Below are 23,546 nucleotides of genomic sequence, written 5' to 3'. Positions count from 1 at the left end.
TCACGCCCGCTGCCGCAGCACCGACCCCGATCTCCCCTTGACGACCTCCAGTTGGGCATGGACGCGGCGGCGCAGGTCGGCGACGTGGCTGACGATGCCGACGCTGCGGTCGCGTTCGCGCAGGGAGTCGAGGACGTCGAGGACCTCGTCGAGGGTCTGGTCGTCGAGGCTGCCGAAGCCCTCGTCGATGAAGAGGGTGTCCAGGCGGACCCCGCCGGCCTCGTCGGTGACGACGTCGGCGAGGCCGAGCGCGAGGGCGAGGGAGGCGAAGAAGGTCTCGCCGCCGGACAGGGTGGCCGTGTCCCGCTCCCGGCCGGTCCAGGCGTCGACCACGTGCAGCCCGAGCCCGCTGCGCCCGCGTCCGCTGCGGTCGTCGGAGTGCACGAGGGTGTAGCGGCCGGAGGACATGCGCTGGAGGCGGGCGGTCGCGGCGGCGGCGACCTGCTCCAGGCGGGCCGCGAGCACATAGGACTCCAGGCGCATCTTGCGCTCGTTGTCGGCGGCGGTGCCGGCGGTGAGGGCGGCGAGCCGGGCGACCCGGTCGTACTCGTCGCGGAGTGGGGCGAGGTCGCGTACGGCCCGGGTGGCGCGCGCGGAGAGGCCGTCCAGTTCGGTGCGGCAGCGGGCGGCGGCGTCCCGGGCGGAGGCGGCGGTGCGCAGCCGCTGTTCCGCCGTCGCTGCGGTGCGCTCGGCCGCGGCCGGGTCGGCGGCCGGCCGCCGGGCGGCCTCGGCGGTGTCGGGCTCGGCGAGGACGGCCCGCACGGCGGCCTCCTCGTGCTGCCAGGCGTCCAGGCGGTGCTGGAGTTCGCGGTGGGCGGCGGTGTCCAGCAGGGCGGCGGTCGCGGCCTCGGGGGTGTCGAAGCCGGCTCGGTAGGCGGCGTCGGCGAGGCGGGCGTCGGCATCCTTGAGGCGCTGGGCGGCCTCCTCGGCGGCGCGGACGGCGTCGGCGGCCCGGGTGAGCAGCGCGGCCCGCCGCTCCAGGTGCGCGGCGCGGGCGGCCACGCTCTCGGCCGCGCCGCGCGCCTGCGTCAACTCCGCTTGCAGCGAAGCCTGTTCGCGCTCCAGTCCGTCGCGCCGGGTGAGCCGGGAGGCGACCCGTACGGCGGCCTGCTGGCGGTCCGCGAGCCGCTGTTCGCGCTCGCGCTCGGCGTGCCGCAGTTCCTCGTGGGCGGCGTGCAGGGCGGAGGCGTCGTCCCGGGCGCGGACGTATTGCCGTGCCAATTCATCCGTCTCGGCGGCCAGTTGTCCGGTGGGAATGTCGCCGGCCTCGGCGGTGGCGGCGGCGAGGGTTTCGCGCAGGACGCCGAGGCGCCGCTCGTCCTCGGCACGCTGTTCGTCGGCGCGCTGGTGGGCGGCCAGGGCGCGGTCCTCGGCCTCCCGGTCGACGTGTCCGGCGACCTTGCGGGCCGGTGCCGGGTGCTCGGTGGCACCGCAGACGGCGCAGGGTTCGCCCGCGGTGAGGTGCGCGGCGAGTTCGGCGGCGATGCCGGTGAGCCGCTGCTCCTTGAGGTCGAGCCAGTGCGCGCGGGCGTCGAGGGCGCGCTGTCCGGCGGCGCGGGCCCGGTCCTGCGCGTCCGCCAGGTCGGCGGTGAGGGCGTCCCGGGTGCGGGCGGCGGTGAGCCGCCGCTCCATCGGCTCACGGCGGACGGCGAGCTGCTCGGCGCGGGTGGCGGCATCCTGGGCGGCGTCGACGCGGGCCTGGAGGGCGGCGCGGGTGGTATCCCAGTCGGCGAGCCAGGCGTCGGCCTCGCGCAGGACGTCCTCGTCGGCGCGCTCCTGCCGGTCGAGTCCGGTGCGCTCCTCGACCAGCTCGGCGAGCCGCCGCTCGGCGCGCCGGGCGGCGTCCAGGCCGCCGAGTTCCTCGGCGGTGCGGCGGGCGGCGGCGGCGAGTGCGCTCGCGCCGGCCTCGGTGTCGGCGGCGGGCAGCGGGTCGAGCGCCCGCGCCTTCGCCCAGGCGGCCCGGCGGTGCTCGCGCTCGGCCTCCTCGCGCAGGTCCAGCGCGGGCGTGACGGCCTCCGCCTTGCGGGCCCGCTCCATCCGGTCCAGCGCCTCCCGGTGGGCGCCGGCCCGCTCCCGGAGCCGTTCGGCACGCTCCTGGGCCGCGGCGAACCTGCCCTGCAGCCGGGCCAGTTCGCGTACGTCGGCGAGGGCCCGCTGTGCTTCCGCGTGGGCGGACTCGGCGGCGCCCAAGCGCAGGTGGGCGTGGGTGAGGCGCTCGCGGACGGTGCTGCGGGCGATGGCGGCGGCACCGAGGACGGCCTCGGCGAGTCCCGGGTCGCCGGGGGCCAGCTCGGGCAGCTCCATGACGGCCCCGGCGGCCTGCTGCATGCGGTGGGCGTCGGCGAGCAGGGCCGTGTCGCCCTCGCGCACGCGTGCCTCGGTGGTGCGGCGGCGCTCGGCGAGGCGCTTCTCCGCATCGGCGAAGCGGCGGGTGTCGAAGAGCCGGCCGAGCAGCCGGCCGCGCGCCTCGGCGTCGGCGCGCAGGAACCGCGCGAAGTCGCCCTGGGGCAGCAGGACGACCTGGCAGAACTGCTCGCGGCTCATGCCGAGCAGCTGGGTGACCTCCTCGCCGATCTCCTGGTGGGAGCGGCTGCGGTCCTTCCAGGCGCGGGCGGTGGTGTCGTACTCGCGCAGCCAGGTCTGGGCCTTGTCGACGGTGGTGCCGGTGCCGCGCAGCTTGGGGCGTTCCCAGGGCGGCTGCCGGGTGATCTCCAGGCGGCGTCCGGCGACGGTCAGTTCGAGGCGGACCTCGGTGCGGGTGCCGGGGCCGGCGTGGTCGCTGCGCAGGTTCATGCCCTGGCCGCTCTGGCGGGCGCCGGGGACGGTGCCGTAGAGGGCGTAGCAGACGGCGTCGAGGACGGAGGTCTTGCCGGCGCCGGTCGGGCCGTGCAGCAGGAAGAGGCCGGCGGCGCCGAGCGCGTCGAAGTCGACGTGCTGCGCGCCGCCGAACGGCCCGAAGGCGGTGATGTCCAGCCGGTGCAGCCTCACCGGGCGACCTCCCGGGCGGCGTCGTCGGCGCGCACCGCGTCCAGGGCGTCGCGCAGCACGGCCGTCTCCCGGGCGTCGGGTCCGGCGCCGCGCACGTGGGCGACGAAGTCCTGGGCGATCTGCTGGTCGGTGCGGCCGGCGAGGCGCCGGGCGTAGGACACCCGGGGGTCGTCCGGGTCCCGGTCGGGGGCGAAGACCAGGCTGAGGGTGTGCGGGAAGCGCTCGGTGAGCCGGGCCATCGGGTCGGCCGGGCGGACGGTGTCGGTGAGGGTGGCCTCGACCCACGCCTCCTCGTGCCGGGTCAGCTCCGGGTCGGCGAGCAGGTCCTCCAGGGTGCCGCGCAGGCGGGCGAGCGGGCGCGGCACCGGGCAGTCGAGGCGTTCGGCGGCCACCGAGCCGTCGGCGCCGAGGTCGATCAGCCAGGTGCTCTTGCGGTGGTCGGCCTCGGAGAAGGAGTAGGCGAGCGGGGAGCCGGAGTAGCGCACGCGCTCGGTGAGGATCTGGCAGCCGTGCAGGTGCCCGAGCGCCACGTAGTCGACGCCGTCGAAGACACCGGCCGGTACGGCGGCCACTCCCCCGACGGTGATGTCCCGCTCGCTGTCGCTGGCCCGGCCGCCGGTGACGAAGGCGTGGGCGAGGACGACGGAGCGGGTGCCGGTCGGGCGGCCGGCGAGGTCGGCGCGCACCCGGTCCATGGCGGCGCCGAGGACAGCCTCGTGACCGGCCCGCTCGACCCCGAACTCATCCTTGACCAGGGCGGGTTCGAGGTACGGCAGCCCGTAGAACGCCACGTCCCCGTGGGCGTCCGGGAGCAGGACCGGGGTGCCGACGGCGGCGGGTTCGGTACGCAGGTGGACGCCGGCCCGGCCGATGAGTCCGGCGCCGACGCCGAGGCGGCGGGCCGAGTCGTGGTTGCCGGAGATCATCACCGTGGGCACACCGAGGCCGGCGAGCCGGTGCAGGGCGTCGTCGAACAGCTCGACCGCGGCGAGCGGGGGCACCGCGCGGTCGTACACGTCACCGGACACGACCACCGCGTCGACCTCGCGCTCGCGCGCGGTGCCGACGAGGTGACCGATGAACTCGGCCTGGGCCCCGAGCATGTTCACCCGGTGGAAGGCCCGGCCGAGATGCCAGTCGGACGTGTGCAGGAATCTCATGATTCACGAGACTAACGGCAGGGTCGGACATCACGGACGCGCCCGCAGATCGTCGCGGCTGTCCTCGGCCGGCTACAGGGGCCTGGACGGCGTCGCCACCGGAAAGGTTCGGCGATTTCCGGCCAATGTGAGAAGAAGCACCCCTGGTGTCCTCTCCCTCCTCTAGATTGACTGCCCTGTTCGAGCGGTACTTCGGGGGGAACAGCTATGGATCCGGTGACGGCTGTGGCGGCGGCGGGGGTCGCGCTCGTGGTCAAGGGAGCGCTGGAGTCGGCGGGTCAGGAGGCCGGTCGCTCTGGCTGGGCCGGCGGCGCCCGCCTGATCGAGCGGCTCCGCGTCCGGTTCCGGGGCGACACCACGGCGGAGCACGCCCTGGAGCGGGTCGCCGGCACCCCGGACGACGAGGCCGCCCAGCAGGCCCTGCAACGGCAGCTCGCCGCGCACATGCTCCTCGACCCGGACTTCGAGACGGAGATGCGGCGCCTGGTCGACGAGGCCGTGGCCGCCCAGGGCCGGTCCGGCGCCCAGATCAGCGCGGCGCTCGTCAAGAACGCCCAGGTGTTCAACGGCAAGGTCGAGGTCCAGGGGAACTGGACCACGTCGTAGCGCCCGTCGGCGCGCCGCCGACGGGCTTTCGCACCGACGGCGGCTGCGCCTCCTTCGTCACACCCGTGCGCGTGCGGGGCGCCCGCACGGCGCGCCCCGTGCCGCGTCCCCCGCCGGCGACCGCCGACCGCACCACAGATCCGAAGGCCGAAGAAGACCGCACATGAGCGAGGACAGCTCCACCGAGAGCCGCCGGCCCACCGCCGGCGCCCCGGACCGCACCGACGATCCGCCCCGGCACCGGGAGAAGGAACCCGCCGGACGCGACCCGGGCACCGACCGGGACGGCACCGAACCCGCCGAGCGCGACCGCGCCAAGGAGACGCCGGCCCCGCGCTCGGACGCCGAGGAGCGGGACGGCCCGATCAGCGAGAAGGACGCCCTGCGCTCCCTGGCCGAGGGCAGCGGGCCCGACGACGCCGAGCGGTCCGAGGCGCTGCGCGCCGGGGCCATCGCCGACGAGATCGCCCGGCGGCTGAGCGCCGACGCCGCCGGGACCCGCATCGGCACCCTCGCCCTGTTCAACGCGGATGTGAGCTTCGGCGGCGGCTTCCACACCGGTGGTGCGCGCACCGGCGGCCCCCGGCCGCCCGGCGTGTCCGTGCTCGCGCTGGACGCAGCCGACATCGGCGGCCACACCGAGCTGTTCGTCACGCCCGAGGGGTACGCCGAGGCGCTGGACGCCCTGTGCGAGCAGCGGGTGCTGGTCCTCACCGGGGCGCCGGGCAGCGGCCGGGAGGCGGCGGCCGTGAATCTGCTCGGGGAGGCCCTGGCGATGGACGGTGGCGGCGCCGGCTGCCACCGGCTGCTGACCCCCGCCACTGTGCTCGGCGCCGGCTGGGAACCGCCCGTCAAGAACTCCGGCTACCTGGCCGCCCTGGACGACGGACCGGCCGTCGACGGGGAGTTCGCCGCCGCCTTCCTCGACGGGCACGGCACCGCCCGGTGGTCGGCGGTCGTCGCCGCCCTGCGCGCCCACGGCTGCTTCCTGGTCCTGACCGGCGGCCACGATCTGGACGCGCTCGCCGCCGGGCCGGCCGGCGACCGGCTGGCCCGGCATCCGCTCGCCCCGGTCGACCCGCTGGCCATCGTCGAACGCCGGGTGCTCGGTCACGGCGGCGGCAGCGACGCCGAGTCCGAGCTGCACCGGCTGCTGGAACGCACCGGGGCCGCTACGGCGCTGCGCGAGCAGCCCACGGCTCGCAACGCGGCACGGCTCGCCTCGGTGATCCGCGCCGACGGCGACGTGGCCGCCGTGGTGGCCCAGTTACGCGACCCGAGCGAACAGGTCCGCGCCTGGTTCGGCCGGCACCGCACACCGGACGCGGTCTCCTTCGCGCTGGCGGCGGCCGTGCTGGAGGAGTGCGGCTACCTCACCGTCGCGGACGCCGCGGTGCGGCTGCGCGCCGCCCTGGTCGGACCCGAGACCGCCCCGCCCGACCTCCGGTTCGCGGACCGGCTCGGCCATGAACAGCAGTGGATCCGGCTCGACGCCTCCCCCGAGGGCGGTTTCGCCCCGCCCCGGGTACGGTTCCGCAACGCGCTGCTCGGGCAGGTCATCCTCGGCCACGCCTGGACACTCCTCGACGGCCGTCGCGAGGCGCTGCTCGACTGGCTGCGCGGCCTGCTGAACCACCGTGACTTGGAGGTGCGGGCCCGGGCCGCGGTCGCCGCCGGCGTGGTGGCGCTGGCCGACCCGCACCACGCCGTGCACCGCTTCCTCACGACCTGGGCGGGCAGTACGTCCTGGCCGCTGCGCCAGGCCGCCGCCACCGCCCTCGGCGTCGCGGGCAGCCGACCGGAGACGGCGGAGGGGGTGTGGGAGCTGCTGCACCGGTGGGCGCGCGGTGACGCCTCCGCCCAGCAGCGCCGCCTCGCGGGCACGGCGGCGAACGCCGTGGGCGGCCTGCTCGGCCGTACGGCCCCGGAGCGGGCCGTCGCCGTCCTGCGCGACGCGCTGGACCGGAAGGACGACTGGGGCACGCTGCCGTCCGTGGCGTGGGGCGGCGTCCACCTGATCCACCAGGGGCAGAGCGCGGCGGTCCTGGACGCCTACCTGACCTGGTCCGAGCCGCAGGACCTGTCCCCGATGGTCGTGAAGTCGCTGTCCGCGTTCGTGTTCGCCGTGACGCGGCCGTACGAGGAGCCGGTCGTCCCCGCCGTCGACAGCCGCCGCGGCACACCGGTGCCCGGCGTCCCCGTACTCCTCGGCGACCTGCCGCGGCACCACGACCGGCTCGCCGAGCTGTGGGCCCGGGCGCTGGCCCGACGGCCCGTCCAGGACTCCGCGCTGGAGGCGCTGCGCCTGTGGGTGAACGAGTACGCGGACAGGAGCCCCGGTTCCCTGGACGCCCTCGCCGCGTTGCTGGTGTCCGTCGCCGCCCGGCCCGGACGCCACCGGGAACGGCTGGCCTGGTGGCTGGAGAAGTGGGCCCGTGACCGCGAGCGCCCGTCGGCCAACGCCGCCCGCCTGCTCCGGGCTCTCGACCGCGCCCGTTGAGGCGCACCGCCTCGACGGCACCGACAACAGCACCCGCAAGGAAAGGGGGAGACATGGAGGAGCAGACCTACGACCCGGTCCTGGGCAGCGAGGACGTGCCCAAGTGGCGGCTGGTGAACCCCTTGCGGCCACCGGCTCCCGGCCGGGCCCTGGTCCTCGTCAGGGACAGCGGCCCTTCGTTGACCATCCGCAGCGGCGAGGAGATCCCCTCGTCCCGGTTCGGGTCGTACCGCCGAGTGTTCACCGTCGACATGACCGAGCACCGGCTCGTCCTGGACATCCCGCTGCTCAGCCGGGACCCCACGTTCTCCTTCCGCAGCCGCGTCGACCTGGTGTGCCGGGTCGCGGACCCTGCCGAGGTGGTCGCGCGCGGCATCCGCGACATGAGCGGCGCGCTCTACGGCTATCTGCGCCGCACGCTCCAGTCGGTGGCCCGGAACCATGACATCGCCGAGTTCCACGACACGGAGATCGCGCTCAACGCGGCTCTCGTGGGGTTCGGCGGCGACGACGCGATCCGACTGCGCAACATCCAGGTCGAGTTGCTCGTCGACGAGGAGGAGATCGCCACCAGCGGGCGCGAGTACCGGGACGTGGTGCGCGAGACCCGCCTGGAGGGCATGCGGCGCAGACGGCACCTGGACATGGTCCGCGAGGAGGGTGTGGACGGACTGATCGCCGCGATCATGGAGAAGGAGGGCCCGCGTGCCGCCCTCGCCTGGATCGAGAAGGGCGAGGCGGAGAAGCGCGAGGTACGGCGCGAGGTCATGCGCATGGTCCTGGAACGCGGTGACGCGGACCGGGAGCCCTTCGAGCAGGCGGAGTTGGAGCGCGCCGTGCTGGACGAGGTGCTGCGCGACGGCGACGGCCTGTTCGAGACGGCCACCCGGCGCGGACGGCTGCGTGGAAGCCTCGCCCGCGCCCTGGAACCGGGCACCGAGGGCGACGACCACACCGTTGACGAGGACTCGGGCGGGCCCGCGCCACTCAAGGGGGAGGTGCTGCGGGAACCGTACGCGGACGACACCGGGCGCGGACCGGGCGCCGGGGATCCGGGTGCCGGGGACGGCGGGCGTGACCGGGACGCGGGCCGTGCCCCGCGCTCCCGGCTGTCCGGCACCGGGGGCCGTCGCTCCGGCCCGGCCGCCACCGCGGGCCCGCCCGCGGACGAACCGCTGCCCGGCGTCGGCGGCGGACGGGACGGGACGGGTCGTCTCACCAAGCGCGACGAGTACGACAGCGGGAGCCGTTCCGGCGAGCGTGCCGGGGCCGGCGGGCTGGCCGACGGTGGAACGGCGACCTTCACCGGCGCCGGGTACGACGCGGCTGACCGGGCGGCCGATGACCGCGCCGCTTCCCGCGACGGCGGTCTCACCGGACCGGGCGGTGGCGGCAGCGGCGGGCCCAGGGTGAGCCGCGTGCGCGGCACCGCCAAGAGGCGCCTCGGCGCCTCCGGAAGCGACGAGGAGCGGCGATGACCGGCCATCAGGACCACAGGGAAGCACCCACGGCGCCGGCCGGCATGCTGTCGCCGTACCCGGCCGCTCCACCGTCCGTCCCGACGCCCTGCCCGGCCGGCCCCCCGGACCCCGCGTCCCGCGCCCCCGTCCAGCCCCCGCCCCCGCCGACCCCTGCCTCCTACCAGCCCGATCCGGCGCCGCCGGACGCCCGGCCGACCGGTACGGCGGACCGGCCGCCGGTGCCGCAGCGGCTCTGGTGCGCCGACGAGGAGGGGCTGCTGGCGCTGTCCGTGTGGACCGAGCGGGTCGCCGGGCGGGGCGAGGACGCCGAGCCGTTCGTCGCCCATCACCGGGCCGGCCTGCAGGGGATGCTTGCGGTCTTCGACGGGTCGGGCGGCGCCGGTGCGGCCCCCGTGTGGCAGGCGTCCGACGGTGCGAGCCGTACCGGCGCCTGGGTGGGCGCCCGGGTGGCGCGGCTGGCCACGGACGTCTGGTTCCACGACGTCACGGTGGAGGGTGAAGAGGCCACGCCGAAGACCCTGCGGGAGTACCTCCGGTTCTTCCTCGGCTACGCGCCACAGCGGCGCAGCAAGATCAGCGGCACCATGCGGCGCCAGCTGCCGACCACGCTGGCGGGCGTGCACTACCGCGTGGCCGGCAACGGGTACGAGCCGCAGGTGGAGCTGCAACCGCTGTGGGCCGGTGACTCGCGTGCGTACGTGCTGCGTCCGCGCACCGGGCTGCGGGTGCTCACCCGGGACCACACCCGGGAGAGCGACGCCCTGGAACTGCTGCGCACCGATCCGCCGATGACCAACCTGGTGTGCGCGGACCGGGAGTTCGAGATCGCCGGCCGGCGGCTGGCCTATCCACTGCCCTGCGTGCTGGTGGCCGCGACCGACGGGTTCTTCGGGTATGTGCACACCCCGGCCGACTTCGAGACGCTGCTGCTGCGCACCCTGCGCGACGCCGGCACCGTCGAGGAGTGGGCCGACCTCGTCCGGCGGGAGGTGCAGGGCTACACGGCGGACGACGCCTCGCTCGCCCTCGTGGCCCTCGGCTACCACGGCTTCCCGGACCTGCGCGCCCAGTTCGCCTCGCGTCATGAGGAGTTGACCGTCCGCTACGTCCGCACTCGGCCCCGTGGCCTGGACCGCCCCTCCCTCGCCGCCGACGGGACGGGGGGCCGGGTGACCGGAACGGAGGACGCCGCCGGACTGCCCGCGCGGGTCCGCCTCTGGCAGGACGACACCTGGCGCGCCTACCGCGCCGGCTACGAGACCGATCTGCCGCCGGCACCTGAGGAGCACGCATGAAGAAGGGCGACCTCATCGGGGGTTACCGCATCGTCAGCGAGCCCACGAACGCCAACGGCGGTAAATGCATCTGGGCGTTCGCCGAGAAGGGCGGCGGCCAGTACTTCGTCAAGCGGTTCCTGGAGCCCAAGCGGCCCCGCGACGACGCGGCGGACTCGCGGAGCGTACGCATCCGGCGGCAGCTGGCCCGCGAGTTCGAGGACCGGCACCGCACGATCATGGAACGGCTGCGTCCGGACGCGCGCGGCGGCGGCAACCTGGTGCTGGCCACCGACTTCTTCCACGAGGGCAGCACCTACTACAAGGTCACGGAGCGCATCGACACCTCCAGCCTGGAGAAGCCACAGACCCTGGAGCCGCGCAACAAGATGGTGCTGCTCAAGACCCTCGGCAACAGTCTGCAGCAGTTGCACGACATCGACGTCGTACACGGCGACCTGAAGCCGCTGAACGTCCTGGTGCAGAGGCGGGACGGTGCCGCGTTCCACACGGCGAAGCTCATCGACTTCGACGACTCCTACGTCTCCGGCCGGCCGCCGGAGCCCGACGACATCGCAGGCGACTCGGTGTACGGCGCGCCCGAGTGGCGCCGTTTCATGCAGCGCGACGAGTCGGTCGGTCCCGAGCATCTGACGTGCGCCGTGGACGTGTTCGCGCTCGGGCTGATGACCCATCTGTACCTGACGGGCGACCTGCCGCACCACGACGGCCGGTACGGCTCACCGGCCGACGCCGTCAACGCCGGTGAACTCCTCGACCTGGACACGCGGCTGTCGGACGAGATGCTGGGCCTGCTGCGGGCCATGACCACCCGTGCCCCGGGCGGCCGTCCGCGCGTCGCGGCCTTTCTGAAGGCGCTGTCCGACCCGAAGGTGTGCGCGCTGCGGCACCGGCGGCCCGGCAGCAGCAGAACCAAGGCACCGGCGGACGAGACGGCGGCGGCCACGGCAGCGGAGACCACGAAATCGTCCGGCCCGGGTGTGCGCACCAGCAGGATCAAGGCGAAGAACCTCGCCTCGGCACCGCGTCCGCGTACCGCGACACCGCCGCCCGGCTCCACGGGCACCGAGAGCCCCCGGGATGCCGGGGACACCGGGAGCCCCGCTGCCCCCGCCGCGCAGCCGGCCGCCGAGACGCCGGTGGAGCGCACCTCCCGCGTGCGCATCAACCTCGGTGACCGGCATCGCCGGCCCGGCTCGTCCTGAGAGCCGGACCCATCGACCGACGCATCCCGCCCGCACCGCCCAGGAGACATGGAATGAGCAACATCGAGCAGTACCAGGGGAACCTTCAGTACGCCGTCGACATCGTGCTGTGCATCGACGCGACCGGCAGCATGTTCCCGGTGCTGGACAGCGTGAAGTCGAGCGCGCTGCAGTTCCACGACCGGCTCAACGACGAGATGGCGAAGAAGGGCAAGGCGATCAGCCAGCTGCGGCTGAAGGTCATCGCCTTCCGCGACTTCGGCGACGACCCCTCGACCGCCATCCAGCAGACCGGGTTCCTCCGGCTTCCGGACCAGTCGAAGGACTTCGAGGGGTTCGTCCGCGGGATCGACGCCTCGGGGGGCGGGGACATCCCCGAGTCCGGTCTCGAAGCGCTCGCGCTGGCCATCAACTCGCCCTGGGAACAGGGGCTCGACCGCAGACGGCACGTCATCGTCATGTTCACCGACGCCCCGGCCCACCCGCTGGGCACGCACGCGTCCGCGCCCTCCTACCCGGCCGGAATTCCGGGCAGCCTGGACGACCTGTTCGAGCAGTGGGGGTACGCCCGCAGCCAGACGTCGGTGATGGAGCAGTCGGCCAAGCGGCTGGTGCTGTTCGCACCGGATCAGGCGCCGTGGTCCGACCCCATCGCCGAGGAATGGGACCTCACCCTGCACTTCGCCTCCAAGGCCGGCGAGGGCCTGGAGGAGTTCGAGATGGACGAGATCATCGAGACGATCGCGAACAGCCTGTGAGGTTGGACTGGCCAGGCTTCGAGCTGCGGTGCCATGAGGACGGCCGGCTGGCCTTCTACTGGCACCGCTACAGCGTCATCGAGTCGAACGTACGGCACTGCTCGCAGGTGCGGTTGCTGCCCCAGGGCTCGGACGGACTGTCCCAGTGGGTCTTCCATCTGCGCTTCCCCGAGGGACCGACGCCCGGACTGCTCGTGGTCCGGGTGGACGTGCCGGCGGACCGGCAGGAGGAGGCGGCGGACTACACCGACGTGCTGCGGCGCCACTTCGGCATCCCCGAGCAGGTGGACGACGCCGAGGACGAGTCGGAGCTGCGGCGGGTGCCTCTGAACACGCCCCACTGGGTGGCCGCGCCCGTGTCCGCCGACTCGGAGGAGCTGTTCGCCGCGGTGATGGCCCGCGTCGAGGGCGACGCGGGCTGACCGGGCGGCCGTAGGTCGACGAGACGGACACGAGAAGGAGGAGCTGCACGAGGTGGCGGCATCGACCAACTGGCGCTGCGTGGACTGCGACACGTTCAACGAGCCCGCGGACACGTCCTGCGCGGTCTGCGGCGGCGGTCGGCGTGGCACCGCCCCGCCCCGGCCGCCGGCCACGCCGAAACCGGCCGCGAAGACGGGCACGACCACGAAGGCGGGAACCGGCGCGAAAGCGGGCACGGCCACGAAGGCGGGAACCGGCGCGAAGCCCAAACCGGTCGAGAAGCCGAAACCGAAGCCGGCCGCCGCATCGGGGGCGAAGGAGGGAAGCTCCGGCGGCGGTGCCCGGCCGGCCGCCAAGCGGCCCGGTGGGGCCGCCCGCCCGCCCGGCCCCTGGCGCTGCGCCGAGTGCGACACGAACAACGGGCGGACGGACACGTCCTGCATCGCGTGCGGCACTTCGTACAAGGCCGCGAGGAAGCGTACGGCGAAACCGTCCGCCTCCTCAGAGCCGGCAGCGAAGAAGAGCACGCCGCGCAGGACGACACCCCGCAGCACGTCCTCCGCACCGTCCGCGACGCCCCGGGCCACCCCGCGCAGCCGGCCCGTCACGCCCAGGACCACGCCACCCAAGTACACGGCACCGGCCACCGGGGAAGGCGTCTTCTTCCCGCACGCCACGACGACGGGCTACCGGCCGCCGACGACCCCCGCCCCGAGCGTCGCGCCCCCGCGTCCGAGGCCGATCTACACGCCCTCCCCCAGGCCGACCCGGAGCCCCCGGAGCCCCCGGAGCAGCGGCTGTCTGAGCGGCTGTTTCGGGGTGGCCCTCCTCTTCGGCCTGTTCGCCCTGGTGGCACAAGGCTGCGACGACTCGTCGGGCTCCGGCGGCTCCAGCTCCGACAGCACCTCGGCCACCTGCCCCGACCGGATCGCGGCCGAACTGCCCGGTGGGCACGGCGCCGAGCTGGTCCAGGCGTTCCGCACGAAGAACAAGCAGATCACCCTGTGCCGTACGACGCCGGGGACGCTGTACTACTACGGCGAGTTCAGCGACGGCCGGGAGCCGGGCATCGCGATGAAGGCGAGGACGACGAGCAAGGGCTACGAGGCCCGCAACGGCGAGTACCGCTATGTCGTGCACGGAGGAGTCGTGACGGTGTACCAGTCCGGCCGGCGGATCGGGGAAGAGGATCTCACCCCCGATCCGTCACCGACCTGAACCGCCCGTTCCCGGCACGCACTCGCCCGGCACACACGCCCCTGCCTCACACGTCCCCGTAAGCCTCCCCGCCCAGCGCCAACCCGGCCGTGCCCGCCGTCGCGTCGGCGAGCCAGGCGCGGAAGGCGTCCACGTCGGCGTCGGGCAGGCCGATCTCGATGGTGACGGCCTCGGCGTAGTGGACGTCGCGGACCTCGCGGCCGGCGGCGCGCAGGTCGTTCTGGAGCTTGCCGGCGCGCTGGTGGTCGACGGTGACGGTGGCCAGCCGGAAGCGGCGGCGGGTGAGAGTGCCGAGCGCGTCCAGGGCCTCACCGACGGCTCCGCCGTACGCGCGGATGAGGCCGCCGGCGCCGAGCTTGACGCCGCCGTAGTAGCGGGTGACGACGGCGACCACGTACCGCGTGTCGCGGCGCAGGAGCATCTGGAGCATCGGGAGGCCGGCGGTGCCGCCCGGTTCGCCGTCGTCGCTCGCCTTCTGTACGGAGGCGTCGGCGCCGATGACGTACGCCCAGCAGTTGTGGGTGGCGTCGGCGTGCTCCTTGCGGACGGCCGCGATGAAGTCCTGGGCCTCCCGCTCGGTGCCGGCCGGGGCGAGGGCGCACAGGAAGCGGGAACGGTTGATCTCGGTCTCGTGCACGCCCGCGCGGGCGACTGTGCGGTACTCGTCCTGCATCCCGTCACCCTATGCGAGGGTGCCCGGGGACCTCAGTGCGGCTTCTTCGCTCCCCGGGGCACGGTGAGCGAGGTCAGCAGGGCGGTGCCGGGCGCGAGGTCGGACCAGCGGGTGCCGCGCCAGGTCAGGACGGCGATGGCGGAGGTCGGGAACTTCGTCCGCAGCCGGTCGAGGGTGTCGTCGAGGCCGTCGCCGGCCAGTTCCAGGGCGAGGTCCGCGAGGCCCGGGTTGTGCCCGACGAGCAGCAGTGTCTCGACGCGGCCGGGCACCTCGTGGACGACGGCCAGCAGGTCCGCCGCGTCGGCCGCGTACAGGCGCCGGTCGTGGCGGACCGGGGGCGGCGTGCCCCACTGGGCGGAGGCCAGCTCCCAGGTGCGGCGGGCGCGCTCGGCGGTGGAGCACAGGGCGAGGTCGGGCAGGCCGCCGGACTCGGCGAGGGCGCGGCCGGCGGCGGGGGCGTCCCGCAGCCCGCGCGCCGCGAGCGGCCGGCCGTGGTCCTCGGTGCCCTCGGGATAGGCGGACTTGGCATGGCGGAGCAGGACCAGCCGGCGCAGCGGGCCGGCGCCCGCCCGCTCGATCACGCGAACCTGCCGAGGTCGCGGGGCAGGTCGAGGGCGAGCAGCCGGTCGGCGTGGGCGTACGTCTCGAAGCGGGCGCCGTCGGGCAGGCCGGGGTCCTGTGCCACGTCCCGCAGTACCGCCAGCACGCCGGGCAGGTCGAGGTCGTCCTCCCTGGCGTCCCGGAGCCGTGCCCGCACCTCGTCGGGCACCGGGCGCGAGGGCTGCCGGGCCCATTCGGCGACGGCCCGCCGCCACCGGTCGAGCGTCGCGGCGGCCTCCGCCAGCACGGTGGCGTCCAGGCGTACGGGCTCCCCGCGGGGGACGCGGAGCAGGGTGAGCCGCAGGGCTGCCGGGTCGGCGAGGAGAGCGGGGAAGGGAGCCTCGGCGCCCTCCCAGTGGACGGGGGCCACGGCCACCAGGGGCCCCCGGGCGGGGGCGTCCGGCGCGGGTGCGTCCGGCCGCTCGGCCCGCCGCACCCGGATCACCTGGGCGGCACCGAGGCCGGCGGTGCCGTCGTGGGCGCTCTCGAAGGGGCGGATGGACAGGGCGGTCGCGGCGGCCGTGAGTCCGGGGTCGGGCTCCGGATCGCTGAGACTCGCCCAGACGGGCGTGTCGTCCAGTTCCAGGGTGCGGACCAGCAGGTCGGCGGTGAGCAGCACCCGCAGGCTGGTCGGGTCGAGGCCGGGGGCGTGGGCCTCGATCCGGGTCAGGCCGCGCCGGGAGGGCGCGGCGTCGGCGGGCTGACCGGTTCGGGAGTCGAGGATGCGCAGCACGGGGCGAGCGTAGGCGCGCGGACCGCCGTGCGGGGACACCGCGCGCCGATTCCGGCGGCCGTGGCGCGGTACGGGGCGGGAATCAGCCCGCCCGGGGCGCTGTTGCCGCCGGTGCCGAACACCCCTGTCCACCAGCAGTCACCGCCCGAGGAGGCGCCCATGTACGGCGACCAGGCCACCGTCCGCAGGATTCTCACCGAACTCGGCGACACCTGGGCCGTGGTCGGCCTCTCGGCCAACCGGAGCCGGGCCGCGTTCGGTGTGGCGCAGGTGTTGCAGCGGTTCGGCAAGCGGATCGTGCCGGTCCACCCGAAGGCGGAGACGGTGCACGGCGAGCGGGGCTACGCCTGTCTCGCGGACATCCCGTTCGAGGTGGACGTGGTGGACGTCTTCGTCAACAGCGACCTGGCGGGTGCGGTGGCCGACGAGGCGGTGGCGAAGGGGGCGCGGGCCGTGTGGTTCCAGCTGGGTGTGGTGGACGAGGCCGCCTACGAACGGACCCGGGCCGCGGGACTCGCCATGGTGATGGACCGGTGCCCGGCGATCGAAATTCCCCGTCTGAGGTGACCTGTCTCTCTTTTGCCTCGCCCGTGTCTCTCCTTCTTCTCACAATTCGGCGCTGAATATTGACATTCCAAGTCCGTGTCTGACCTGTGCGAAGCCTGTCCTCGCCGTCGCTCCAAGACAGCGAAGATCCCGGGTCAAGTTTTCGGAAACTGTCTTTTGTAACTCCGGAAAGTGTTCCTAGCCTGTGGCCTCCTTCCCCGTTAATTCCGCGTTCACGAACTGAGAGGCCACTTGACATGGCGAAAGTCGACGCCCTGCCACAGGCCAGGACCGACTCCGACGGGCTGCGCCGAGATGTCGGTCTGATCGGCCTGATGTGGGCCTCGGTCGGCTCGATCATCGGATCGGGCTGGCTGTACGGCGCCGAGAAGGCCGTCGTCGTGGCCGGACCGGCGGCGATCATCTCGTGGGTGATCGGCGCCGTCGCGATCGTCCTGCTGGCGCTCGTCCACGCCGAGCTGGGCGGCATGTTCCCGGTGGCCGGCGGCACCGCCCGCTACCCGCACTACGCCTTCGGCGGTCTGGCCGGCATGTCCTTCGGCTGGTTCGCCTGGCTGCAGGCGGCGACCGTGGCCCCGATCGAGGTCGAAGCGATGATCGGCTACGCCGGTCACTGGAAGTTCGCCCAGGGGCTGCAGCACGCCGACGAGACGCTCACCACGAGCGGTTTCCTCACGGCCGTCGTCCTGATGGCGGTGTTCGTCGGGGTCAACTTCTTCGGCGTCCGGGCCCTCGCGCACACCAACAGCGCGGCCACCTGGTGGAAGATCGCCGTCCCGCTCGCGGCGATCTTCATCATGGCGATAGGCAACTTCCACACGAGCAACTTCACCTCGGAGGGCTTCGCGCCGTTCGGCGCGAAGGGCATCCTCGGCGCGATCAGCTCCAGCGGCATCATCTTCGCGCTGCTCGGCTTCGAGCAGGCGATCCAGCTGGCGGGCGAGAGCCGCAACCCCAAGCGCGACCTGCCGCGCGCGACCCTCGGCTCGGTGGCGATCGGCGCGGTGATCTACATCCTGCTCCAGGTCGTGTTCATCGCCGCGCTGCCGCACACCGCCTTCGCGCACGGCTGGGCCCACCTGAACTACCCCGGCATCAGCGGTCCGTGGGCGGGCCTCGCCACCGTGGTGGGCCTGGGCTGGCTCGCCTGGGTGCTCTACGTGGACGCGATCATCTCCCCGGCCGGCACCGGCCTGATCTACACCACCGCCACCTCGCGCCTCTCCTTCGGCCTGGCCAAGAACGGCTACCTGCCCAAGGCGTTCGCCCGTACCGACAAGCGCGGCGTGCCGTGGTTCGGCCTCGTCATGTCCTTCGTCACCGGCGTGGTCTGCTTCCTGCCGTTCCCGAGCTGGCAGGAACTGGTCGGCTTCATCACCTCGGCGAGCGTGCTGATGTACGCCGGTGCGCCGCTGGCCTACGGCGTCTTCGCCGACCGGCTGCCGCACCACGAGCGCCCCTACCGGCTGCCCGGCGGCCGGTTCCTGTCGCCGGCGTCGTTCGTGGTCGCCAACCTGATCATCTACTGGGCCGGCTGGGACACCCTGTGGCGGCTGGGCTTCGCGATCCTGCTCGGCTACGTCCTGCTGGGCTCCTACGCCTGGTACGCCACCCGCAAGCGGCTGCCGGACGCACCCCGGCTGGACTTCCGGGCCGCGCAGTGGCTGCCCGCTTACCTGATCGGCCTGGGCGTCATCTCCTGGCTCGGCGGCTTCGGCGGCCGGGGCACCATCCCGCTGTGGTGGGACATCGTGGTCGTCGCGGCCTTCTCCCTGGTCATCTACTACTGGGCCAAGGCCACCGCGTCCGCCCCGGAGGCGATCGAGCGCAGCATCGACGAGGTCGTGGTCACGGACGCGCCCGCGCACTGACCCGCTCCGCCCTCCCCGCACGGTGGCCCGTCGGCTCTGCTGACGGGCCACCGTCATAATGCTCGCGTGATCTCACCTTCCCCCCACCCCGATTCCCCTGCCCCGGAGAGCTTTCCGGTCGTCGTCGTGGGCGCCGGACCGGCCGGCCTGACCGTCGGCAACATCCTGCGGGCCGCCGGTGTCGACTGCCTGGTCCTGGAGGCCGAGAGCCGGGACGTCGTCGAAGAGCGGCCCCGTGCCGGCGTCATGGAGGAGTGGGCCGTACGCGGCCTGGAGCGGCGCGGGCTCGCCGGCCGCCTGCTGGAGCGGGCCGAGCGGCAGTCCGCGTGCGAGTTCCGCTTCGACGGCCAGGGCTACCGCTTCCCGTACACCGAGCTGACGGGACGTCACCACTGGATCTATCCGCAGCCGATGCTCGTGACCGACCTGGTGCGCGAGTACGCCGAAGTGCGCGGCGGCGCGATCCGCTTCGGCGTGCGCGACGTCCGCCTGCACGACCTGGACTCGGACCGCCCCACCGTGTCCTACACCGACCCCGGCAGCGGTGAACGGCGCCTGGTCCGCTGCGCGTTCGTGGCCGGCTGCGACGGAGCGCGCGGGGCGAGCCGGGCCGCGCTGCCGACGGGGACCCGGGTCGCCCGGCACGACTACGGCATCGGCTGGCTGGCGCTGCTCGCCGAGGCGCCGCCGTCCTCGGACCGCGTGCTGTTCGGCATGCACGCGAACGGGTTCGCCGGGCACATGCCGCGCAGCGCGGAGACGACCCGGTACTACCTCCAGTGCCCGCCCGGCGACGACCCGGCCGACTGGCCGCACGACCGGGTCTGGGAGGAACTGGGACGCCGGCTGCACGCGGCGGACCGGCCGCCGCTGACCGAGGGGCGGCTGGTCGAGAAACGGGTCCTGGACATGCACAACTACGTGGTGGAGCCGATGGTGTCCGGCCGCCTCCTGCTCGCCGGCGACGCCGCGCACCTCGTCGCGCCGATCGCCGCGAAGGGCATGAACCTGGCCCTGCACGACGCGTTCCTGCTCGGGGACGGGCTCGCGGCGTACCTGGTCAAGGGCGAGTCGGCCGGCCTGGACGGGTACTCGGAGGCCTGTCTGCGGCGGGTGTGGGACTACCAGGAGTTCTCGCAGTGGCTCGCGGAGATCTACCACGGCACGTCCTCCGGCGACCCCTACCGCGCCGGCACCGCCCTGGCCCGGCTGCGCCGGCTGTTCACCTCGCCGGCCGCGGCGGCGGCGTTCGCGGAGCAGTACCTCGGGACGGCCGAGGCGTACTGAGCCCGGGGCCGGTCAACCGCCGGGCTTCTCGGCGATGCGATGGCCGGCCGTCCGCAGCGCCTCCTCGACCAGCCGGCGCACCTGCCCGTGCCGCAGGGCGTAGACGACCCGGCGCCCCTCCTTGCGCGTGTGCACCAGCCCCGCGAGCCGCAGCCGGGCCAGGTGCTGGCTGACGGCGGGGCGGGCGGCGCCGCACGCCTCGGTGAGGGTGGTGACGTCCGCCTCCCCGGCCGTGAGGGTGTGCAGCAGGGTGAGCCGGGTGCGGTCGCCGAGCAGGGCGAGGAGTTCGGCGGCGAGCGCGAACTGCTCCTCGCCCGGGCTGCGCGGGTGCGCAGAGTGCGCAGGTGACAGGTGCATGCGTGCGCTCATACGCACATACTGGCTCCGTGGGCGCCGCGCGTCCACTCCCGCTTCCGCGCACGGGAAGGACGATCCAGGTGAGCGACCACCACGATCACGGCAGGCACGAGCATCACCACCACCCCGGCGCCCCCGGCCCCCGGCACCGCCTGGCGCATCTGCTCACCCCGCACTCGCACGAGAGCGCCGACAAGCTGGACGCCGCGCTGGAGTCGTCGGCGCGCGGTATGCGGGCGCTGTGGGTGTCGCTGGGCGTGCTGGGCGCGACGGCCCTGGCACAGGCGGCCGTGGTCGCGGTCTCCGGGTCGGTGGCGCTGCTCGGCGACACGGTGCACAACGCGGCCGACGCGCTGACCGCCGTACCGCTCGGCATCGCCTTCCTGCTGGGGCGGCGGGCGGCGACGCGCCGGTTCACCTACGGCTACGGGCGTGCCGAGGACCTGGCGGGACTGGTGATCGTGCTGACGGTCGCGGCCTCCGCCGCCTTCGCCGCGTGGACGTCCGTCGGGCGGCTGCTCGATCCGCGCCCGGTCGCGCAGGTGCCGGCGGTCGCGGTGGCGGCGGTGCTGGGCTTCGCCGGCAACGAGTGGGTGGCCCGGTACCGGATCCGGGTGGGCCGGGAGATCGGCTCGGCCGCGCTGGTGGCCGACGGGCTGCACGCGCACACCGACGGGTTCACCTCGCTGGCCGTGCTGGTGGGCGCGGGCGGCTCGGCGCTCGGCTGGCACCTGGCGGATCCGGTCGTAGGGCTCGCGATCACGGCCGCGATCGCGCTGGTGCTGCGGGACGCGGCGCGCGAGGTGTTCCGGCGAGTGCTGGACGCGGTCGATCCGGCGTTGGTGGACCGGGCCGAGCGGGCGGTGCGCGAGGTGCCGGGCGTGCGGGAGGTGGGCGAGCTGCGGCTGCGCTGGATCGGGCACCGGCTGCGGGCCGAGGTGGCGGTCGTGGTCGACGGCGAGGCGACGGTACGGCAGGCCCACGCGATCGCCGTCGAGGCCGAACACGCCCTGCTGCACGCCGTACCGCGGCTGACCGCCGCCCTGGTGCACGCCGACCCGGCGCCGGTGCCGGGCGAAGCGGACCCGCACCAGGCGCTGGCCCACCATCCGACGGCCTGAGGCACCTCGCCGACGGGACTCAGGCGACTCCGAGCCCCTCCAGCACCACAGCGCCCGGGAGTTCCGCGAGCGCCTCGCCGGGGACCAGGAGTTTGCCGCGCCGGCGCCCGCTGCCGACCAGGACGTACGGGAGGGCGGCCACGGCCGCGTCCACGAACACCGGCCAGCCGGTGGGCAGTCCGATCGGGGTGATGCCGCCGTACTCCATGCCGGTCTCGCCGGTCGCCGTCTCCATGGAGGCGAACGAGGCCTTGCGCGCGCCGAGTTGGCGGCGCACCACGCCGTTGACGTCGACCCGCGTGGTGGAGAGCACCACGCACGCGGCGAGGGAGGTCACGCCGCCTCGTTTCCCCGCGACGACCACGCAGTTCGCCGACCGCACCAGCAGGTCGCGGCCGTAGTGCTCGACGAAGACGGCGGTGTCGGCCCAGCGCGGGTCGGTGTCGACGTGGACGATACGGTCGGCGGGCACCGTGCCCCGCCAGTCGCGTACGGCGTCGGCGACCGGGGCGGTCAGCTCGTCCAGGCGGTCCGGGGCGGGGGCGGCGGTGTCGAAGTCGCCGATGGGTGCGCGCATGGCCGCACGGTAACAACCCGCGCCCGGCCGCCGTACCGGTGTCTCAGTGCACGGGCGGCACGGAGACGGCCATGACGAGGCGCATCGGGGCCTCGCCTCGGTTGGCGTAGACGTGCGGGCTGCCGGCCTCGAAGGAGGCGCTCGCGCCGGCCGGCACCCGGTGGTCCTCGCCGTCCACGGTCAGCGTCAGCTCGCCCTCGGTGACGTGCACCAGCTCGACCGTGCCCGCCGGGTGCGGTTCGGAGGGGCTGGACTCGCCCGGCATCAGCCGCCAGTCCCACATCTCCAGCGGGCCGGGGGCCTCGGTGCCGGCCAGCAGCCGGTTGTAGCTGCCGGCCTCGGTGTGCCAGAGCCGGACCGCGCGCTCGGCCGGGACGATACGGACCCGGGGTCCTCGCTCGTAGTCGAGCAGGGTGGTGACGCTGATGCCGAGCGCGTCGCCGATCTTGACGACGGTGCCGATGCTCGGGTTGGTGCGGGCCTGCTCGATCTGGATGAGCATGCCCCGACTGACGCCGGACCGGGCGGCGAGCACGTCGAGGGTGAAACCGCGCACCGAGCGCCAGTGCCGCACGTTGCGCGCGAGGGACTGGGTCAGCGTTTCCAGGTCCGACACATTCCGTCCAAATTCCGGGGACTACGACAGAGAGCACCCGCTCGTGCGACGAACTGTACTGCGAGGCATCGCCACCACCCCGGCGGGTGCCGGGCCGGTCAGCTCTCCGGCTCCAGCTCGGCGAGCCGGGCCACCGCGTCCTCGTCCAGGTCCGCGAGCGCCCGCAGCTCGCCCGGGGTGGTCCCGGCCGGGATGGGGACCGGGGCCGGGGTGCGCAGCGGTGGCTGCCAGCCCTCCTCGGCGGTCCAGCGCCGCACGACCCGGGCGGGCGCCCCCGCTACCACGGCGTGGTCGGGCACCGTGCCCCGGACGACCGCGCCGGCGGCCACGACCACGTTCCGGCCGATCCGGGCGCCGGGCAGGATCACCGCGCCGGTGCCGATCCAGCAGCCCGGGCCTATCTCGACGGGCTCCATGCGGGGCCACTGCCGGCCGATGGGCTGGTCAGGGTCGTCGTAGGAGTGGTTGGTGGAGGTGACGTAGACGTAGGGCCCGAAGTAGCAGTCGCTGCCGATGGTGACCGTGGTGTCGGCGATGACGTGGCTGCCCCGGCCGAGGACCACGCCGTCGCCGATGCGCAGGATCGGGTCGGGGCCGAGGTCCAGGTCGGGCATCAACCCGGCGGTCAGGGTCACCTGTTCGGCGATGATGCAGTGGGAGCCGACGTGGATCCAGGGCTCGCCGAAGACCGTGCCGAGCGGGAAGGCGAGCCGGGTCGCCGGGCCGAGCGCGCCGAAGCGGTACTTGGCCGGGTGCTCGGCCGTCACCGAACCGGCCCGCTGCGCCCAGGCCCATGCCGCGTGGACCGCGCGCTGGGTCAGGCGGCGGCGCCAGGACGGGAACGTGTTCTTGCGCTTCGGCACCCGCTCACGTTACTCACGGGTCGCCTCCGGGAAGAGGGTGGCCCGCTGTGATCTTCGCCCCACGGTCTGTCGTACGGTTCACCGGACACCAGGACGTCGACGGGTACGAGGAGCCGTGATGACGCAGCAGGCGCTGATCGTGGGCATCGGTGGCAAGGAACCGCAGGTCGATCCGGGGGCGTTCGTCGCGCCGACGGCCTCGGTGATCGGTGACGTGACCGTGCGGGCCGGGGCGAGCGTCTGGTACGGGGCCGTGCTGCGCGGCGATGTGGAGCGCATCACCGTGGGCGCCGACGCGAACGTCCAGGACAACGTGACGCTGCACGCCGACCCCGGTTTCCCGGTGACGGTCGGGGAGCGGGTGTCCATCGGGCACAACGCGGTGGTGCACGGCGCGACCGTCGAGGACGACTGCCTGATCGGCATGGGCGCGACCGTGCTGAACGGCGCGGTGATCGGCGCGGGATCGCTGGTCGCGGCGCAGGCGCTGGTGCCGCAGGGCATGGTGGTGCCGGCCGGGTCGCTGGTGGCGGGCGTGCCGGCGAAGGTGAAGCGGGAGCTGACCGAGGAGGAGCGGCAGGGCGTGACCCTCAACGGCACCCTGTACGCGGAGCTGGGCAAGGCGCACAAGGACGTGCACGCGTAGC

22 protein-coding genes are annotated in these 23,546 nt (G+C 74.3%); 13 read left to right on the top strand and 9 right to left on the bottom strand.

What is annotated here, in order from left to right:
• Nucleotides 1-2,988: an AAA family ATPase gene (locus NX794_RS05670; RefSeq protein WP_258777074.1), complete on the bottom strand. Its 2,988-nt coding sequence runs from the start codon at nt 2,986-2,988 to the stop codon at nt 1-3.
• Nucleotides 2,985-4,148: an exonuclease SbcCD subunit D gene (locus NX794_RS05665; RefSeq protein WP_258777073.1), complete on the bottom strand. Its 1,164-nt coding sequence runs from the start codon at nt 4,146-4,148 to the stop codon at nt 2,985-2,987. The genes NX794_RS05670 and NX794_RS05665 overlap by 4 nt, the downstream gene beginning before the upstream one ends.
• Before the next feature lie 207 nt (nt 4,149-4,355).
• Between NX794_RS05665 and NX794_RS05660 the strand changes: the two genes are divergently transcribed.
• The 8 genes from NX794_RS05660 (at nt 4,356) to NX794_RS05625 (ending at nt 13,634) form a co-directional block, all read left to right on the top strand.
• Nucleotides 4,356-4,754, top strand: coding sequence for a hypothetical protein (locus NX794_RS05660; protein WP_258777072.1), 399 nt, complete (start codon nt 4,356-4,358; stop codon nt 4,752-4,754).
• 163 nt (nt 4,755-4,917) lie between these two features.
• Nucleotides 4,918-7,254 (top strand): hypothetical protein, encoded by a 2,337-nt coding sequence (locus NX794_RS05655; protein ID WP_258777071.1) that lies wholly within the window; start codon nt 4,918-4,920, stop codon nt 7,252-7,254.
• Between the two features lie 53 nt (nt 7,255-7,307).
• Nucleotides 7,308-8,732 carry a hypothetical protein gene (locus NX794_RS05650; protein ID WP_258777070.1) on the top strand — a complete coding sequence of 475 codons (1,425 nt, stop codon included), beginning with the start codon at nt 7,308-7,310 and terminating at the stop codon, nt 8,730-8,732.
• Nucleotides 8,729-10,030, top strand: coding sequence for a serine/threonine protein phosphatase (locus NX794_RS05645; protein WP_258777302.1), 1,302 nt, complete (start codon nt 8,729-8,731; stop codon nt 10,028-10,030). Before NX794_RS05650 ends, NX794_RS05645 begins: the two co-directional genes overlap by 4 nt.
• A complete protein-coding gene (locus NX794_RS05640; protein ID WP_258777069.1) occupies nt 10,027-11,235 on the top strand; it encodes a protein kinase domain-containing protein in 1,209 nt (402 codons plus the stop codon). Before NX794_RS05645 ends, NX794_RS05640 begins: the two co-directional genes overlap by 4 nt.
• A gap of 53 nt (nt 11,236-11,288) precedes the next feature.
• On the top strand, nt 11,289-11,993 hold the full coding sequence (locus tag NX794_RS05635; protein ID WP_258777068.1) for a vWA domain-containing protein: 705 nt from the start codon (nt 11,289-11,291) through the stop codon (nt 11,991-11,993).
• A 2-nt stretch (nt 11,994-11,995) separates the two neighbouring features.
• Nucleotides 11,996-12,415 carry a hypothetical protein gene (locus tag NX794_RS05630; RefSeq protein ID WP_258777066.1) on the top strand — a complete coding sequence of 140 codons (420 nt, stop codon included), beginning with the start codon at nt 11,996-11,998 and terminating at the stop codon, nt 12,413-12,415.
• Between the two features lie 820 nt (nt 12,416-13,235).
• Complete coding sequence (locus tag NX794_RS05625; protein ID WP_258777065.1) at nt 13,236-13,634, top strand: hypothetical protein; 399 nt, start codon at nt 13,236-13,238, stop codon at nt 13,632-13,634.
• Between the two features lie 46 nt (nt 13,635-13,680).
• On the opposite strand, the gene NX794_RS05620 is transcribed toward NX794_RS05625, so the two are convergent.
• Genes NX794_RS05620 through NX794_RS05610 form a run of 3 tightly spaced genes read right to left on the bottom strand, consistent with a single transcriptional unit; the run spans nt 13,681 to nt 15,640 of the window.
• A complete protein-coding gene (locus NX794_RS05620; protein ID WP_258777064.1) occupies nt 13,681-14,307 on the bottom strand; it encodes a YigZ family protein in 627 nt (208 codons plus the stop codon).
• A gap of 32 nt (nt 14,308-14,339) precedes the next feature.
• The gene (locus NX794_RS05615; protein WP_258777063.1) at nt 14,340-14,888 is read right to left on the bottom strand and encodes a SixA phosphatase family protein; all 549 of its coding nucleotides are present in this window, start codon (nt 14,886-14,888) and stop codon (nt 14,340-14,342) included.
• Entirely contained in the window at nt 14,885-15,640 is a 756-nt protein-coding gene (locus NX794_RS05610; RefSeq protein WP_258777062.1) for a hypothetical protein, read from the bottom strand. The genes NX794_RS05615 and NX794_RS05610 overlap by 4 nt, the downstream gene beginning before the upstream one ends.
• Before the next feature lie 159 nt (nt 15,641-15,799).
• Here NX794_RS05610 and NX794_RS05605 point away from each other — a divergent pair, with 159 nt between their 5' ends.
• The 3 genes from NX794_RS05605 to NX794_RS05595 all read left to right on the top strand — a co-directional run bounded on the left by NX794_RS05605 (nt 15,800) and on the right by NX794_RS05595 (nt 19,365).
• The gene (locus NX794_RS05605) at nt 15,800-16,207 is read left to right on the top strand and encodes a CoA-binding protein (RefSeq protein WP_258777061.1); all 408 of its coding nucleotides are present in this window, start codon (nt 15,800-15,802) and stop codon (nt 16,205-16,207) included.
• A gap of 236 nt (nt 16,208-16,443) precedes the next feature.
• Nucleotides 16,444-18,078 (top strand): APC family permease, encoded by a 1,635-nt coding sequence (locus tag NX794_RS05600; RefSeq protein WP_258777060.1) that lies wholly within the window; start codon nt 16,444-16,446, stop codon nt 18,076-18,078.
• A 66-nt stretch (nt 18,079-18,144) separates the two neighbouring features.
• Nucleotides 18,145-19,365 (top strand): 4-hydroxybenzoate 3-monooxygenase, encoded by a 1,221-nt coding sequence (locus NX794_RS05595; RefSeq protein ID WP_258777059.1) that lies wholly within the window; start codon nt 18,145-18,147, stop codon nt 19,363-19,365.
• Nucleotides 19,366-19,377: 12 nt separating this feature from the next.
• Here the strand turns inward: NX794_RS05595 and NX794_RS05590 are convergent, their stop codons facing one another.
• The gene (locus NX794_RS05590; RefSeq protein ID WP_258777058.1) at nt 19,378-19,734 is read right to left on the bottom strand and encodes an ArsR/SmtB family transcription factor; all 357 of its coding nucleotides are present in this window, start codon (nt 19,732-19,734) and stop codon (nt 19,378-19,380) included.
• A 68-nt stretch (nt 19,735-19,802) separates the two neighbouring features.
• Here NX794_RS05590 and NX794_RS05585 point away from each other — a divergent pair, with 68 nt between their 5' ends.
• Complete coding sequence (locus tag NX794_RS05585) at nt 19,803-20,843, top strand: cation diffusion facilitator family transporter (RefSeq protein WP_258777057.1); 1,041 nt, start codon at nt 19,803-19,805, stop codon at nt 20,841-20,843.
• 19 nt (nt 20,844-20,862) lie between these two features.
• On the opposite strand, the gene NX794_RS05580 is transcribed toward NX794_RS05585, so the two are convergent.
• The 3 genes from NX794_RS05580 to NX794_RS05570 all read right to left on the bottom strand — a co-directional run bounded on the left by NX794_RS05580 (nt 20,863) and on the right by NX794_RS05570 (nt 22,899).
• Nucleotides 20,863-21,420 carry a YbaK/EbsC family protein gene (locus NX794_RS05580; RefSeq protein WP_258777056.1) on the bottom strand — a complete coding sequence of 186 codons (558 nt, stop codon included), beginning with the start codon at nt 21,418-21,420 and terminating at the stop codon, nt 20,863-20,865.
• Between the two features lie 43 nt (nt 21,421-21,463).
• Nucleotides 21,464-22,036 (bottom strand): helix-turn-helix domain-containing protein, encoded by a 573-nt coding sequence (locus NX794_RS05575; protein WP_258777055.1) that lies wholly within the window; start codon nt 22,034-22,036, stop codon nt 21,464-21,466.
• Nucleotides 22,037-22,134: 98 nt separating this feature from the next.
• Entirely contained in the window at nt 22,135-22,899 is a 765-nt protein-coding gene (locus tag NX794_RS05570) for an acyltransferase (protein WP_258777054.1), read from the bottom strand.
• A gap of 118 nt (nt 22,900-23,017) precedes the next feature.
• Here NX794_RS05570 and NX794_RS35875 point away from each other — a divergent pair, with 118 nt between their 5' ends.
• Nucleotides 23,018-23,545: a gamma carbonic anhydrase family protein gene (locus NX794_RS35875; protein WP_309505963.1), complete on the top strand. Its 528-nt coding sequence runs from the start codon at nt 23,018-23,020 to the stop codon at nt 23,543-23,545.
• Nucleotide 23,546 lies beyond the last annotated feature (1 nt).

It is taken from the genome of Streptomyces pyxinicus (assembly GCF_024753135.1).
In the GTDB taxonomy this organism is placed as follows: Bacteria; Actinomycetota; Actinomycetes; order Streptomycetales; family Streptomycetaceae; genus Streptomyces; species Streptomyces pyxinicus.
This window is presented reverse-complemented; position numbering and strand designations above follow the sequence as displayed.